13 protein-coding genes are annotated in these 13435 nt (G+C 31.0%); 11 read left to right on the top strand and 2 right to left on the bottom strand.

Annotated elements, in window-relative coordinates; translation table 11 throughout:
- Window positions 1-807: 807 nt before the first annotated feature.
- From thrS to AC1RRN_RS21195, 11 genes are all read left to right on the top strand, one after another.
- On the top strand, window positions 808-2754 hold the full coding sequence (gene thrS / locus AC1RRN_RS21245; protein WP_492969224.1) for a threonine--tRNA ligase: 1947 nt from the start codon (window positions 808-810) through the stop codon (window positions 2752-2754).
- A 22-nt stretch (window positions 2755-2776) separates the two neighbouring features.
- Window positions 2777-3328, top strand: coding sequence for a translation initiation factor IF-3 (gene infC / locus AC1RRN_RS21240; RefSeq protein ID WP_072974136.1), 552 nt, complete (start codon window positions 2777-2779; stop codon window positions 3326-3328).
- Window positions 3329-3427: 99 nt separating this feature from the next.
- Window positions 3428-3625 carry a 50S ribosomal protein L35 gene (gene rpmI, locus AC1RRN_RS21235; protein ID WP_007810722.1) on the top strand — a complete coding sequence of 66 codons (198 nt, stop codon included), beginning with the start codon at window positions 3428-3430 and terminating at the stop codon, window positions 3623-3625.
- Between the two features lie 185 nt (window positions 3626-3810).
- The gene (rplT, locus tag AC1RRN_RS21230; protein WP_007810721.1) at window positions 3811-4155 is read left to right on the top strand and encodes a 50S ribosomal protein L20; all 345 of its coding nucleotides are present in this window, start codon (window positions 3811-3813) and stop codon (window positions 4153-4155) included.
- A gap of 148 nt (window positions 4156-4303) precedes the next feature.
- Window positions 4304-4876 carry a Crp/Fnr family transcriptional regulator gene (locus AC1RRN_RS21225; protein ID WP_492969223.1) on the top strand — a complete coding sequence of 191 codons (573 nt, stop codon included), beginning with the start codon at window positions 4304-4306 and terminating at the stop codon, window positions 4874-4876.
- A gap of 78 nt (window positions 4877-4954) precedes the next feature.
- Window positions 4955-5389 (top strand): carboxymuconolactone decarboxylase family protein, encoded by a 435-nt coding sequence (locus AC1RRN_RS21220; protein ID WP_492969222.1) that lies wholly within the window; start codon window positions 4955-4957, stop codon window positions 5387-5389.
- A 170-nt stretch (window positions 5390-5559) separates the two neighbouring features.
- On the top strand, window positions 5560-7284 hold the full coding sequence (locus tag AC1RRN_RS21215; protein ID WP_492969221.1) for a tetratricopeptide repeat-containing sensor histidine kinase: 1725 nt from the start codon (window positions 5560-5562) through the stop codon (window positions 7282-7284).
- Window positions 7284-9053: a tetratricopeptide repeat-containing sensor histidine kinase gene (locus AC1RRN_RS21210; RefSeq protein WP_492969220.1), complete on the top strand. Its 1770-nt coding sequence runs from the start codon at window positions 7284-7286 to the stop codon at window positions 9051-9053. Before AC1RRN_RS21215 ends, AC1RRN_RS21210 begins: the two co-directional genes overlap by 1 nt.
- Before the next feature lie 8 nt (window positions 9054-9061).
- Window positions 9062-9730: a response regulator gene (locus AC1RRN_RS21205; RefSeq protein WP_492969219.1), complete on the top strand. Its 669-nt coding sequence runs from the start codon at window positions 9062-9064 to the stop codon at window positions 9728-9730.
- A gap of 142 nt (window positions 9731-9872) precedes the next feature.
- Window positions 9873-10040 carry a hypothetical protein gene (locus AC1RRN_RS21200; protein WP_207556448.1) on the top strand — a complete coding sequence of 56 codons (168 nt, stop codon included), beginning with the start codon at window positions 9873-9875 and terminating at the stop codon, window positions 10038-10040.
- A 258-nt stretch (window positions 10041-10298) separates the two neighbouring features.
- Window positions 10299-11102 (top strand): endonuclease/exonuclease/phosphatase family protein, encoded by an 804-nt coding sequence (locus AC1RRN_RS21195; RefSeq protein WP_492969218.1) that lies wholly within the window; start codon window positions 10299-10301, stop codon window positions 11100-11102.
- 1 nt (window position 11103) lies between these two features.
- On the opposite strand, the gene AC1RRN_RS21190 is transcribed toward AC1RRN_RS21195, so the two are convergent.
- Entirely contained in the window at window positions 11104-12363 is a 1260-nt protein-coding gene (locus tag AC1RRN_RS21190; protein ID WP_492969217.1) for an asparagine synthetase B, read from the bottom strand.
- 371 nt (window positions 12364-12734) lie between these two features.
- Window positions 12735-13400 (bottom strand): response regulator, encoded by a 666-nt coding sequence (locus AC1RRN_RS21185; protein ID WP_492969216.1) that lies wholly within the window; start codon window positions 13398-13400, stop codon window positions 12735-12737.
- Between the last annotated feature and the right edge of the window lie 35 nt (window positions 13401-13435).

The raw sequence follows: 13435 nt of genomic DNA, 5'->3' as shown, positions 1-13435 counted from the left end.
TTTCCGTGTTTTGCGGGGTGCAAATGTAACATCCGTTTTCAAATCTCACAAGCTTTTTTGAATCTTTTTTGAAAAAATTTTTCAATCTCAATTCGTATGCCTGTCAGTATTTCAGTGAACGTCTGTCGTTGTTGCGGGTGCAAAAGTACCACCTTTATTGAGTTAAACAAGCTTTTTGAAACACTTTTTTTAATCTTTTTCAAAACTTTTTCTTAACACTCTGATAACGCAAAACTTAGCTTTTCAAGTTTTTTATCGTTTCTAGGAATTTTCTGTAGTCTTTGTCTTTATCTCAATTCTTTTATTTCCTGATATGCCGTTTTTACAGACTTTACACAGGAATACATTCTTTTCAGAGAACTTTACAATATATACGTTAGCCGTCTTTTTTGACATATTTACGACTTCAGATCGCACTTAATGCCTTTTTCCATCTTCCACCAACACATAAAATCTCTTTTTCCTGCTTTTTGTTTATCCCAAAAGCTTCTTTCCATACTTACACACACGAAAACCTCTTTTGAAAACGACTCCCCTAGCCCCGATGGGAGGGAAAATCCTTTCTTGCCGGGGTTCGGCAAGAAAGATTGGAAGGAACAGCGGGAAATAGCTCCTGATTAAAATACCAATTCCTCTAAAGAATCCTTCTTATATATTATAGTAGAATTTTTACCTTATATATATGTAGAAAAAAGCATCAAGTTGAAAATGACATTCATTCCTAACATATATATACTATAAACATGCATATATATATTGTATGTATTTTAGTAATGCCCTATATTTGCATTCACAAAATTATAAACAATGATTAAGATTACTTTACCCGATGGGTCGATTAGAGAGTTTGCTTCAGGCGTAACTCCGATGGAGGTTGCTAAAAGCATTAGTGAAGGATTTGCAAGAAACGTGATTTCTGCATCTTTTAATGGTACAACAATAGAAACCGAAACTCCATTGACGACCGACGGTAATCTTATATTATATACATGGAATGATGCTGAAGGCAAAAAAGCTTTCTGGCATTCAACTTCGCACGTGATGGCACAAGCGCTTGAGGAATTATATCCGGGAATTAAATTAACTCTTGGACCTGCGATTTCTAATGGATTTTATTATGATGTAGATTTTGAAGATCAGAAAATTGTTGAGGCTGATTTTAAAAAGATTGAAGATCGTGTTCTTGAAATTTCAAGAGAAAAACATGAATTCAAGATGCGTCCTGTTAGTAAAGCTGATGCATTAGAAATGTATAAGGATAATGTTTATAAGACTGAATTGATTTCGAATCTTGAAGACGGGACTATTACTTTCTGTGACCATGCTACTTTTACTGATTTGTGTAGAGGTGGACACATTCCGAATACTGGTATCATCAAGGCTTTTAAAATTATGAGCGTTGCCGGTGCTTATTGGAGAGGTGACGAAAAGAATAAACAGCTAACTCGTGTTTACGGAACTTCTTTCCCTAAACAAAAAGATCTGACTGAATATCTTGAACTTCTTGAAGAGGCAAAACGTCGTGACCACCGTAAATTAGGTAAGGAACTGGAATTGTTTGCTTTTTCTCAGAAAGTTGGTCAAGGCTTACCTTTATGGTTGCCAAAAGGTGCTGCACTTCGAGATCGTTTAGAGCAATTTTTAAAAAGAGCTCAAAAGAAAGCAGGATATGAGCAAGTTGTTACTCCACATATTGGTCAAAAAGAACTTTATGTTACTTCTGGTCATTATGCTAAATATGGTGCGGATAGTTTTCAACCCATAAACACTCCTGCTGAAGGTGAAGAATTTTTATTGAAACCAATGAACTGCCCTCATCACTGTGAGATTTACAATGTAAGACCTTGGTCATACAAAGATTTACCAAAGCGTTATGCTGAATTTGGTACTGTATATAGATATGAGCAATCTGGTGAGTTGCACGGTTTAACTCGTGTGAGAGGGTTTACTCAGGATGATGCACATATTTTCTGTACTCCGGAGCAATTAGACGAAGAGTTTAAAAAAGTAATCGATCTTGTACTTTATGTATTTGGTTCTTTAGGTTTTGAAAACTTTACTGCTCAGATTTCATTAAGAGATCAGGAAAACAGAGAAAAATATATTGGTTCTGACGAAAACTGGGAGAAAGCTGAAAATGCAATTATCAATGCTGCAGCTGACAAAGGACTGAATACTGTAGTAGAATATGGCGAGGCTGCTTTTTACGGTCCGAAGCTTGATTTCATGGTTAAAGATGCCTTAGGAAGACAATGGCAATTAGGAACTATTCAGGTTGATTATAACTTGCCAGAACGTTTTGAATTGACATACAAAGGTGCTGATAATGAATTACATCGCCCAGTGATGATTCACAGAGCTCCTTTTGGATCGATGGAAAGATTTATCGCAATTTTGCTAGAACACACTGCAGGAAATTTCCCACTTTGGCTAATGCCTGAACAGGCTATAATCTTGTCTTTGAGCGAGAAATACGAAATTTATGCTAAAAAAGTTTTAGATTTGCTAGAAAATCACGAAATTCGCGCCCTAATTGACAACAGAAGTGAGACAATTGGTAAGAAAATTAGAGATGCAGAAATGCAAAAAATACCATTTATGCTGATTGTTGGTGAGGAAGAAGAGAAAAACGGAACAATTTCTATTCGTCGTCATGGTCAAGAAGGAAAAGGGAATATTACAGTTACAATTGATGAATTTGTCGCAATTGTAGACGAAGAAATAAAAAAGACATTAAAAGTTTTTACAGTTTAACTTAAATTATAAAGTCATAGCAATAAGAAGCAACAGAGGTTATCAACCTCGAGTAGAAAAAAAGGATGCACACAGAATAAACAATAATATTCGTGGTGTACAAGAAGTAAGATTAGTAGGTGAAAACATCGAACCTGGTGTATTTAAGCTTGCTGAAGCTTTACGTTTAGCAGATCAATTCGAATTGGATTTGGTTGAAATCTCGCCAAACGCTGAGCCGCCGGTTTGTAAAATCATGGATTACAAGAAATTTGTTTACGAACAAAAGAAACGTGATAAGGTTTTGAAAGCTAAGTCTACGCAAGTTGTAGTAAAAGAAATTCGTTTTGGTCCTCAGACAGATGAGCATGATTATGAATTTAAAAGAAAGAATGCTGAGAAATTCTTAAAAGAAGGTGCTAAATTAAAAGCATTCGTATTCTTTAAAGGACGTTCTATTATCTATAAAGATCAAGGACAGATTTTATTACTACGTTTGGCTACAGATTTAGAAGAACATGGTAAAGTGGAAGCTATGCCGGTTTTAGAAGGAAAGAGAATGATTATGTTCATTGCTCCGAAGAAGAAAAAATAGTGTTCAGTTTACAGCTTTAAGTATTCAGTAAGAAACTTGAAACTTTAAACTTGAAACAAAAGTATAAGTAAGTAAGAATAAATTAAAACACTAGGAAAAATGCCTAAAATGAAAACAAAATCTAGCGCCAAGAAACGTTTTAAAGTTACTGGTTCTGGAAAGATTAAAAGAAAGCATGCTTTTAAAAGTCACATCTTGACTAAAAAATCTAAAAAACGTAAATTAGCTTTGACACACTCAGCGCTAGTTCACTCTACAGATATGAAAAGCATTAAACAACAATTAAGAATTATCTAATTATAAGTCAAAAGTTAGAAAGTCATAAAGTTTAAAAGTCAGTAACTGACTTTAGACATTCGACTTTAAGACATTAGACTAAAGATTTTCTTTAGGTTAAAAAATTATTTATATAACCTTGGAGTATGGCTTTTAAGTTCCTTTGATTCAATTCAGGACGCCTGCTACAAAAACACATTAAAATTATGCCAAGATCGGTAAATTCAGTTGCTAAAAGAGCAAGAAGAAAAAAAATAATGAAGCAAGCCAAAGGTTTCTTTGGTAGACGTAAAAACGTTTGGACAGTTGCTAAGAATGCAGTAGAGAAAGCAATGTGCTACGCTTACCGCGATAGAAAACAAAACAAAAGAAATTTCCGTGCATTATGGATTCAACGTATTAACGCTGGAGCTAGATTGGAAGGAATGTCTTATTCTCAATTCATGGGGAAAGTAAAAGCTAACGGAATCGAATTGAACCGTAAAGTTCTTGCAGATTTAGCTATGAACCACCCTGAAGCTTTCAAAGCAATACTTAATAAAGTAAAATAAACGTTTTATAAACTCAATTTAAGATTACTTACTTATCATAGAAAAACCATCCGCCACGGCGGATGGTTTTTTGCTTTATAGCGGTTTCTAAAATCCTGTTTTTGAAATTCAATTTATAGTACCTTTGTATTAAACCAAAATATAAGATATGTACGAAGCATTTTTTCAACATCTTGAAAAATTTGTAACTCTTGAGCCTTCAGAAATTGATACTTTAGAATCATGTTTAAGTCTTTCTAAAATAAAGAAAAAAGAACATGTGTTACAAGAAGGACAAGTTTGCAATACTATGTATTTTATAATTAAAGGCTGCATAAGACAATATATTATAAACAACAAAGGAAGTGAACAAACACTTCAATTTGGCATTGAGAACTGGTGGATTACTGATTTGTTAAGCTATCACAATCACATACCTTCTCACTTTTATATTCAGGCTGTGGAAAACTCAGAAGTCATTGCGATAGAAAAACCGACACTCGAAGCTCTGTTAATTCAAATTCCGAAATTAGAACGTTACTTTAGAATCGTATCGCAAAAATCTTTTGGTGCTATGCAAATGCGTATTAAATTCTTATTTACAATGTCAGCCGAAGAAAGATATCATCATTTTAATGATCACTTTCCCGAATTCGTTCAACGGGTTCCACAATATATGATTGCCTCCTATTTAGATTTTTCGGCAGAATTCATGAGTAAAATCAGGGCTGGAAAAGTCTAAATGTATTTCTTGAAGTAGTTCAAGTTTTTTAAAGCAGATATACAGGAACTTTGTATCAAACTTTTAAAAACACACAAAATGACACCAAGAATCGTTATCCCAACAGTTGCTCCACAAGCTTATCAAGCCATGATGAATTTAGAGAAATATATTTCTACTACTTCATTAACACCAGTACATAAAGAATTGATTAAAATTCGTGCTTCTCAAATAAATGGCTGTGCTTATTGCATTAATATGCATACAGCTGACGCCAGAAAATATGGAGTATCTGAACAGCGTATCTATTTACTAAGCGCGTGGCGTGAAGCTGATGTTTATAGTGAAGAAGAAAAAGCAATTTTAGCTTTAACAGAACAAGTAACTATGATCAGTAATCATGTTTCTGAAGAAGTATATCAAAACGCGGCACGCCTGTTTGATGAAAAATACCTTGCAGAAATCATTATGATGATTATTACCATTAACGCATGGAACCGAATAGGAGTTACAACAGGAATGAGAGCTGTATAATTTTTTATAAAGATAATATTTACAACATTCTAGCAAACACAAGCCCTCATACCAGAGGGCTTGTTTGTATCCACTTGTAAATGAGAATGAAAAAATCTTAATTTTTGCAATAATTTAAAATACCGTATTTATACGCGTACACAAGAAGTAAAATTTTCTATTTTTGGCTCATGATTACAAAAAAGCCTCAAATAATTCTATATATTACAGTACTATTTCTTATCTTATTTTCTTGTCAAAAGAAAAAAGACATTTCTAATGCTGCACCTAAAAACACTAAGGCACAAGTTATAAAACTTACTATTATCGCTGACAAATTTTATGATGATAAAAAATTTGATAGCGCATTTTACTACTATGCTAAAATAAAATCAATATGTAATCCTATAACTAATGCTGAAAATTATGTTAGCACCTTAAATAGAATAGCAGACATACAAGAAAGCAAAGATGACTATATAGGAAGCGAATCTACAATTACAGAAGCGTTTCCTTACTTAAAATATGTAAAAAACCCAAAACATGCCTGGAATTCATATACAGGGTTAGGAGTAAATTATATTAATCTATATGATAATGAATTAGCATTAAGCTATTTTAATAAAGCATTATCTTTAAAAACAAGCGCATGGAGGAAAGCCGCCGCTCAAAATAACATTGCTTTTGTTTATACCTTACAAAACAGACATAAGGAAGCAATAAAAATTTTTGATGATTTATTAAAAACTGAGGGAGCAAAAAAATTTCCCGAAGATTATGCCGCAACGCTAAACAATATAGGCTTTTGTTATTTTAAAATTAACGATCAAAAAGCAATTTCATACTTGGACAAAGCTTTAAAATTAAGAATAAAGATTAAAAATGAAACCGGTCTTGGATCAAGCTATTATAACCTATCACAATATTATGAAGAAACCAATCGTCCGTTGGCGAAAAAATATATGATTCTTGGTTACGAAAAATATACTAATGCAAATCAGGTAGATGGTAGATTGGCTGCTCTAAAATTATTAATCAATAATAGTACAGGTTCTGAATTAAAAAAATATTCACTCTTATATGTTAAAGTAAATGACAGTATAACTGAAGTAAGACAAAGAGCGAAAAACCAGTTTGCAAAAATTAAGTATGACTCAAAAAAAGAAAAAGAAGAAAATTTAAAATTAAAAACCCATAAAGCTGAAAACGAATTACAACTAGAAAGACAAAAAAATCGAAATATCATTTTGTATATTCTTATAGCTTTAAGTTTAAGTTTGATTGTTGTTCTCTATTTTTATCTAACTTCGAGAGGAAATAGAGAAAAAATAGAAGCTACTTATAAAAGCGAAACAAGAATATCAAAGAAATTACATGATGAACTTGCCAACGATATTTACCACACTATGGCTTTCGCCGAAAATAAAAACCTTTCTATAGTCGAAAATAAAGAGCAATTGTTAAATAATTTAGATGCTATATATTTAAGAACAAGAGATATTTCAAAGGAAAATAGCCCTATAATAACTTCTGAGAAATATACTTTTTATTTAAAAGAAATGATTTCTGGCTTTAATACTCCGAACATTAATCTTTTATTAAATGACATAGAATCTATTCCGTGGAACGAAATAGAAAAAAATAAGAAAATTACTGTGTATAGAATTTTACAAGAATTGCTTGTAAACATGAAAAAACATAGTAATGCTACTGTAGTTGGAATTAATTTCAAAAAAACAGATAAAAGCGTAATTATAAATTATACTGATAACGGAAAAGGTATTGATGTAAATAATATCATTTTTAAGAACGGCTTACATAATGTCGAAAACCGTATTCTTAGCATAAAAGGAGAAATTGATATTGATTCAGAACCACACAAAGGTTTTAAGGTTTTTATTAAATTTCCATTATGATGAAAAAGCAACTTTATTCTTTTTCAAAAAAGACACTTCTCAAATACTTGTTAATGATAATAACTTTATTATTAACAGCAGTATTATTTGTACATTTTTGTCAAAGGAAAACAGTAGCACAATCAAAACCAGACAACACTGAAGAAATAAAAAGACTTACAGATATTGCTGATATTTATTTTGACGCTGATAAAAAAGATAGCGCGATATACACTTTTAATAAAGTTAGGTCATTATGCGACCCAAAAATAAATACTACAGATTATGTCTATGCCTTATCTTGTATTGCAGAACTCTATCAGAGACAATCTAATTATATTGCTAGTGAAGCAAGTGCAACTGAAGCGTTACCTTATTTAAAAGAAATAAATAATCCACGTTATTCCTGGATATTATACAACTTGCTCGGCATAAATTATACTCAGAGTTATGATAATAAGAATGCTATTTTCTATTTTAAAAAGGCAATTCACTTAAAAACAAGTGTCTGGAGAAAAAGTCTTGCTATTAATAATCTAGTTGTTGTTTATATGGAGCAACAGAAATATAAAGAAGCAGCAATACTACTTAGTATATTGGCATCTCAAAAGAATATTTCGAGTTATGATGCTGCTAATAATAATGATTACGCATACATAATAGATAATCTGGGATATTGCTATTATAAACTTAACGAGCCTAAAAAAGCATTAGATTGCTATTATGAGGGATTAAAAATCCGTTTACAACCCCAAAATAATGATGGCTTATCCACTTCATATAAACACCTTTCCCTATTTTATCAAAAAAGCAATCCGGCACTGGCAAATGAATATGCAAGAAAAGCTTATGACCATGCTTCAGAAATAAATAATATTATGGAGAGAATTCGTAGTTTAGCTTTATTGGTTAAAAGTAGTGAGGGAATTGATTTAAAAAAATATTCGCTAAAATATATCCATCTTGTAGATAGTTTAAACATTGCCAACAACAAAATAAAAAATCAATTCTCTAATATTAAATACAATTTTAATAAAGACAGGGCCGAAAACTTAGAGCTAAAAGCTATAAAAATAGAAAGTAATTTACAATTAGAAAGACAAAAAAACAGAATTATTATTTCGTACGTAATAATAGCTTTTGTTCTCGGACTTATTTTATTTCTTTATATTCATTTAACCTCAAAAGGCGAAAAAGAAAAAAATGATGCCATTTTTAATAGTGAAATACGAATATCAAAAAAATTACATGATGAGCTTGCTAATGATGTCTATCAAACTATAGCCTTTGCCGAAACAAGGGATCTCGAAAACGGCGAAAATAAAGAACAGTTACTAAACAACTTAGATACTATTTATTTCAGAACAAGGAATATATCAAAAGAAAATAGCAATATCACTACAGATAAGAATTATCCGCTTGCTGTAAAAGAAATGATTTCCGGTCACAAATCTCCAGAAATTAATATCTTAATAAATGGCTTTGATACTATTCGCTGGAATGAAATAGACAAAAACAAAAAAATAATTCTTTACAGAGTTTTACAAGAGCTGTTTGTTAATATGAAAAAACATAGCCAGGCAACTTTAGTCAGCACTTCATTCAATATAAATAATAAAAATTTGCATGTCGTTTATATTGATAATGGTATAGGAATTAAAAATAACACCTTAATTTTAAAAAATGGCCTCCAAAATGTGGAAAGCCGTATTAAAACTATAAATGGAACTATTATTTTTGGCAATAATTCACAAAATGGTTTTAAAATAAGTTTCACTTTCCCTTTATAAAATATAATATGTTTAAAAAAGTTTTAGTAGCCGAAGATTTAGATAGTATAAGTATAGCTGTTATTCAGGTGCTTGAAGATTTAAAAATACCAACAATACATCATGTAAAGTATTGTGATGATGGCTTGTTAAAAATAAAAAAAGGTCTCAATGACAACGAACCTTATGATTTATTAATTAGTGATTTGTCATTCAAATCAGATCATCGAAAAACAGAGCTTTCTAGTGGTGAAGAACTTATTGAAGCAATTAATGATGTACAGCCTTCATTAAAAAAAATTGTATTTTCTATTGAAGACAAATCATATCGAATTAAAACCCTTTTCAACGATTTAGGAATAAATGCGTACGTTTCAAAAGGCAGAAACAGTATAAATGAACTAAAAAAAGCCGTAGAAGCAACTTTTAGAGGAGAAGAAAAAATTCTATCATCAGATTTGTCATTTAGTTTTACTGACAAAGCATTGATTGAAATTGAATCTTATGATATTTCAATTTTAAAACTATTGGCTCAAGGCTATATATTAGAAAATATTTCAAGTGAATTTAAATCTTCTTCTATTACTCCAAACGGAACAAGTAGCATAGAAAAAAGAATTAATAAATTAAAAATATATTTCAAAGCCAACAATAATGTACACTTAATAGCCATTGCTAAAGATTTCGGCTTAGTATAATTTTTTGCGTTGTTTACGGTTTCCCGTAAGGAAATGTTTTTTTATACATATAAATTTGTTTTGAATCTATTAACAACCAATGAAACCTAAATACCGAATTAATTTTATTTCAAAAATTAATACAACCAAAAACAAAATCATTATGAAAACTATGCTATTATGTATCTTTCTTTCTGTAAGTTTTGCTTTCGTCTCTGAAAAATCGGGTTGGATTGAAGTTGACTGGAAAATTATTTTTATTCCTGCACTTCTTGTTCTACAAATTATTATTATCTCTACGGCCTTAAAAAACAGATACAAAAAACACTAAACATATTTTTCAATCTTAAATCTCACTAGATATGAAAAAATACTTTTTAGTTTCGTTAATCTGTATGATTCTTATGTTACATTGGTATAGCTCAAAAACTGAAATAATGATTCCAAAAGGAATTATCAAAGAAAAGTATAAAACTATACAGCAGAAAATATATTCTCAAATGATTTTAACCCTAAATAAAATCTAAAAGCAGAATAATTAAGAACTGTCAAATTTTTAAATTACTATATTTGATTCTTTAAATTCTGCATGAAAAACATTTTAAGTTTTATCCTCTTACTTTTTAGCGTCCTGTCTTTTTCTCAAACTAAAATCCTATCCTGGAATTTAGAAAATTTTGGAAAATCAAAATCTAGTACCGAATTAAATTTTATTGCCAACACTATTCTTAACTATGACATAATTGCAATACAAGAAGTTGTTGCGGGTTATGGAGGTGCACAAGCTATTGCAGAGCTGAATAGAATATTGAATGAAAAAGGTGCAAAATGGGATTATACAATTAGTAATCCAACTAGTAGTAGTCGTTATAAAACAGAGCGTTATGCCTTTATTTGGAAAACAAAAAAAATAAAATTAAAAGGCGCTCCATGGCTGGAAAAAAAATATCATTTAGAAATTGATCGCGAACCTTATTTTGCTACTTTCGAAATCGATAAAAAAACAATTACTTTGGTCAACTTTCACGCCATTACAAAAAATAAACAACCAGAAACTGAAATTAAATATTTTAAATTTCTACCTGTTGAATATCCTGATTTGAATTTAGTTTTTATCGGCGATTTTAACTGTCCTCAGTCGCATTCCGTTTTTAATCCATTAAAAAAAACAGGATATATCTCTATCTTACAAAATCAAAAAACATCATTAAAACAAAAATGCAGCAACAATAATTGCCTGGCATCGGAGTTTGATAATATTTTTTACAAGGCAAATTCTCTAAATTATAAAAATTCAGGTGTAATACCTTTCTTTAAAAATTTTAATTCTTTACAAGAAGCGCGTAAAATATCAGATCATATTCCGATTTGGTTTGAGTTTTCGCTAAAGTAAATTATGTTTTAAGTTTTTTCTTTTTTGCTGCAGGAAATAAAACATTATTTAAGATCAATCGATATCCGGGAGAATTTGGATGAAGATCTAAAACTGTTGGGGGATCACCAACCTGATGCTGAAAATCTTCAGGATCATGTCCTCCAAAAAAAGTAAACATTCCCTTCCCCTTTTCACCATGGATATATCTTGCTTCGCCATTAAGTTCGCACGATCCCATTATTAGTATATTCGATTTTATCAATGCAGAATCAAAGGAAGTGGTCTGTCCCATAAATCCTTTTACTAATTGAGTATGATTTTGACATAACATACTCGGAATAGGATCCCATTTTGCAGAAAACTCCATTAACGAAAAATAATCTTTCTCGACTGGAATTTTACGTTTTAAGGTCATGTCTATATCTGAAAATTCATATTGCTCCGGTCTTCTTTCCAAAGTAAAATCTTTAAAAGCAAACGAATTACCATAATTTAATTTCGCCTGATAATTAGAATCACTTGCATCACCATCAAACATAGCTTCGCAAATATCAACCCCATCAGCAGCAAGTGCGATGTCAAAACTATCAGTAGCAGAACACATTGCAAACATAAAACCGCCTCCAATAACAAAATCCCTAATTTTTTTTGCAACTGCTCCTTTTTCCTGAGAAACTTTAGCATAACCTAATTTAGCTGCTAAAGCTTCAGCATCTTTTTTTTGATCAATATACCAGGGTGTGTTTTTATAAGCAGCATAAAATTTTCCGTACTGCCCAGTAAAATCTTCATGATGCAAGTGTAACCAATCGTAAAGTAATAGCTGATCACTTAAAACTTCTTCATCATAAATTGGCGTAAAAGGAATTTCGGCATAAGTAAGTACAAGCGTTACAGCATCATCCCAAGGTTGTTTTCCTTTTGGTGTATATACAGCAATTTTTGGTGCCTTTTCAAGAATTACGGATTCCATGTTTTGTGACGGGCTCGAAATCTCATTCAAAATAGAAGCTTCTTCACTATCTGAAATTATTTCAAAACTTACACCACGAATTTGACATTCTTTACGAATCTCTTCTGCATCTGGCAATAAAAATGAACCTCCGCGATAATTCAGCAACCAACTGGCTTTATAATCTTTACTCAAACACCAATATGTTATTCCGTATGCTTTTAGGTGATTTTGTTGCGTAGTCTCATCCATTGGAAGTAAAATGAATGAAGCTTTTGCAGTAAATGAAAATAGCAATACAACAATATAAGTTAGGCTTTTATACATCAGAAAAATTATTTTAGTAAAGATATAAAGGAAGCATTAGAAAATGCAACAGATCGCATTGTTTTATAACATGAAAAAACGTTAAATAAATAAAGAAAGCTACTGTTTTATTTGTTTAATCATTGCTTATTTTATTGAAAATCATTTTTCAAAAACACGTAAAAACACCTATTTCGCAAAACTAATTTCTACTTACATTTGGTAACCCAAATCATTGGACTATTAATTAAGAAAACCGCACCATGAAGTTTAATGAGAGCAATAACCAGCCAAAGGGGTTAAATTTATTACAAAAAATAGGTATTTGTGTACTTGTCCTGACCATAATTTTGTATTATGTGTTATCTATCCAGTTTTTAACCAGCTAGATTTTAAATTGTCAAAAAGGCAATTTCATTTTGAATAGCATATACGACAAGACCAGCAATGTTTCTGGATTCCGTTTTAAGCAATAAATTATTGCGATGTCCTTCGACGGTTCTTGGACTTAAAAAAAGATGGTCAGCAATTTCGGAAGTTGTCTTTTGCTGACAAATAAGTTGAAGAATTTCAATTTCACGGGGTGAAAGAAAACTAGTCTCTAAATTTCCTTTTGAATTCTTAGTTGAAATAATTGTCTCCTGAATTGTTTTAAGTACATTTTCGTTGTAGTAAAACCCTTTAATTGCCACTTCATTAATAGTATGAATCAAATCTTTTGGCGTTGTATTTTTTATAAGATAAGCAACTGCACCAACCTGAATCATATTTGCAATAAATGATTTAGTATCATAACTTGTTAAGGCAATTATTTTAATGTCAGGAAAAGACTTTCGGATAATTTTCGTTGCTTCCACGCCATTTAAGACTGGCATTTTTAAATCCATGATAATAATATCAGGTTTTACCTCGTTTGTTTCTAAGTTCGAAAGAAGTTCTTCTCCGTTTGAAGCCTCAAAAATAATTTCGATATTATCTTCTCTCTGTAATAAAAAAGCGATCCCTTTACGGAATAAAACTTCGTCATCAACTAAAGCAATTTTAATAGCGGCACTCATTTATTAGGTTATTTTAGTCTTTGGTTTGCCGAAAT

The sequence above is a fragment of the Flavobacterium sp. GW821-FHT11G01 genome (assembly GCF_058808175.1).
This window is presented reverse-complemented; position numbering and strand designations above follow the sequence as displayed.

What these genes read in the sequence shown, in the direction of transcription:
- AC1RRN_RS21185 (WP_492969216.1), bottom strand. Translation starts at nt 13,400, where the DNA reads ATGAGTGCCGCTATTAAAATTGCTTTAGTTGATGACGAAGTTTTATTC.
- AC1RRN_RS21205 (WP_492969219.1), top strand. Translation starts at nt 9,062, where the DNA reads ATGTTTAAAAAAGTTTTAGTAGCCGAAGATTTAGATAGTATAAGTATA.
- AC1RRN_RS21195 (WP_492969218.1), top strand. Translation starts at nt 10,299, where the DNA reads ATGAAAAACATTTTAAGTTTTATCCTCTTACTTTTTAGCGTCCTGTCT.
- thrS (WP_492969224.1), top strand. Translation starts at nt 808, where the DNA reads ATGATTAAGATTACTTTACCCGATGGGTCGATTAGAGAGTTTGCTTCA.
- rplT (WP_007810721.1), top strand. Translation starts at nt 3,811, where the DNA reads ATGCCAAGATCGGTAAATTCAGTTGCTAAAAGAGCAAGAAGAAAAAAA.
- AC1RRN_RS21220 (WP_492969222.1), top strand. Translation starts at nt 4,955, where the DNA reads ATGACACCAAGAATCGTTATCCCAACAGTTGCTCCACAAGCTTATCAA.
- AC1RRN_RS21225 (WP_492969223.1), top strand. Translation starts at nt 4,304, where the DNA reads ATGTACGAAGCATTTTTTCAACATCTTGAAAAATTTGTAACTCTTGAG.
- AC1RRN_RS21215 (WP_492969221.1), top strand. Translation starts at nt 5,560, where the DNA reads ATGATTACAAAAAAGCCTCAAATAATTCTATATATTACAGTACTATTT.
- AC1RRN_RS21210 (WP_492969220.1), top strand. Translation starts at nt 7,284, where the DNA reads ATGAAAAAGCAACTTTATTCTTTTTCAAAAAAGACACTTCTCAAATAC.
- AC1RRN_RS21190 (WP_492969217.1), bottom strand. Translation starts at nt 12,363, where the DNA reads ATGTATAAAAGCCTAACTTATATTGTTGTATTGCTATTTTCATTTACT.
- rpmI (WP_007810722.1), top strand. Translation starts at nt 3,428, where the DNA reads ATGCCTAAAATGAAAACAAAATCTAGCGCCAAGAAACGTTTTAAAGTT.
- AC1RRN_RS21200 (WP_207556448.1), top strand. Translation starts at nt 9,873, where the DNA reads ATGAAAACTATGCTATTATGTATCTTTCTTTCTGTAAGTTTTGCTTTC.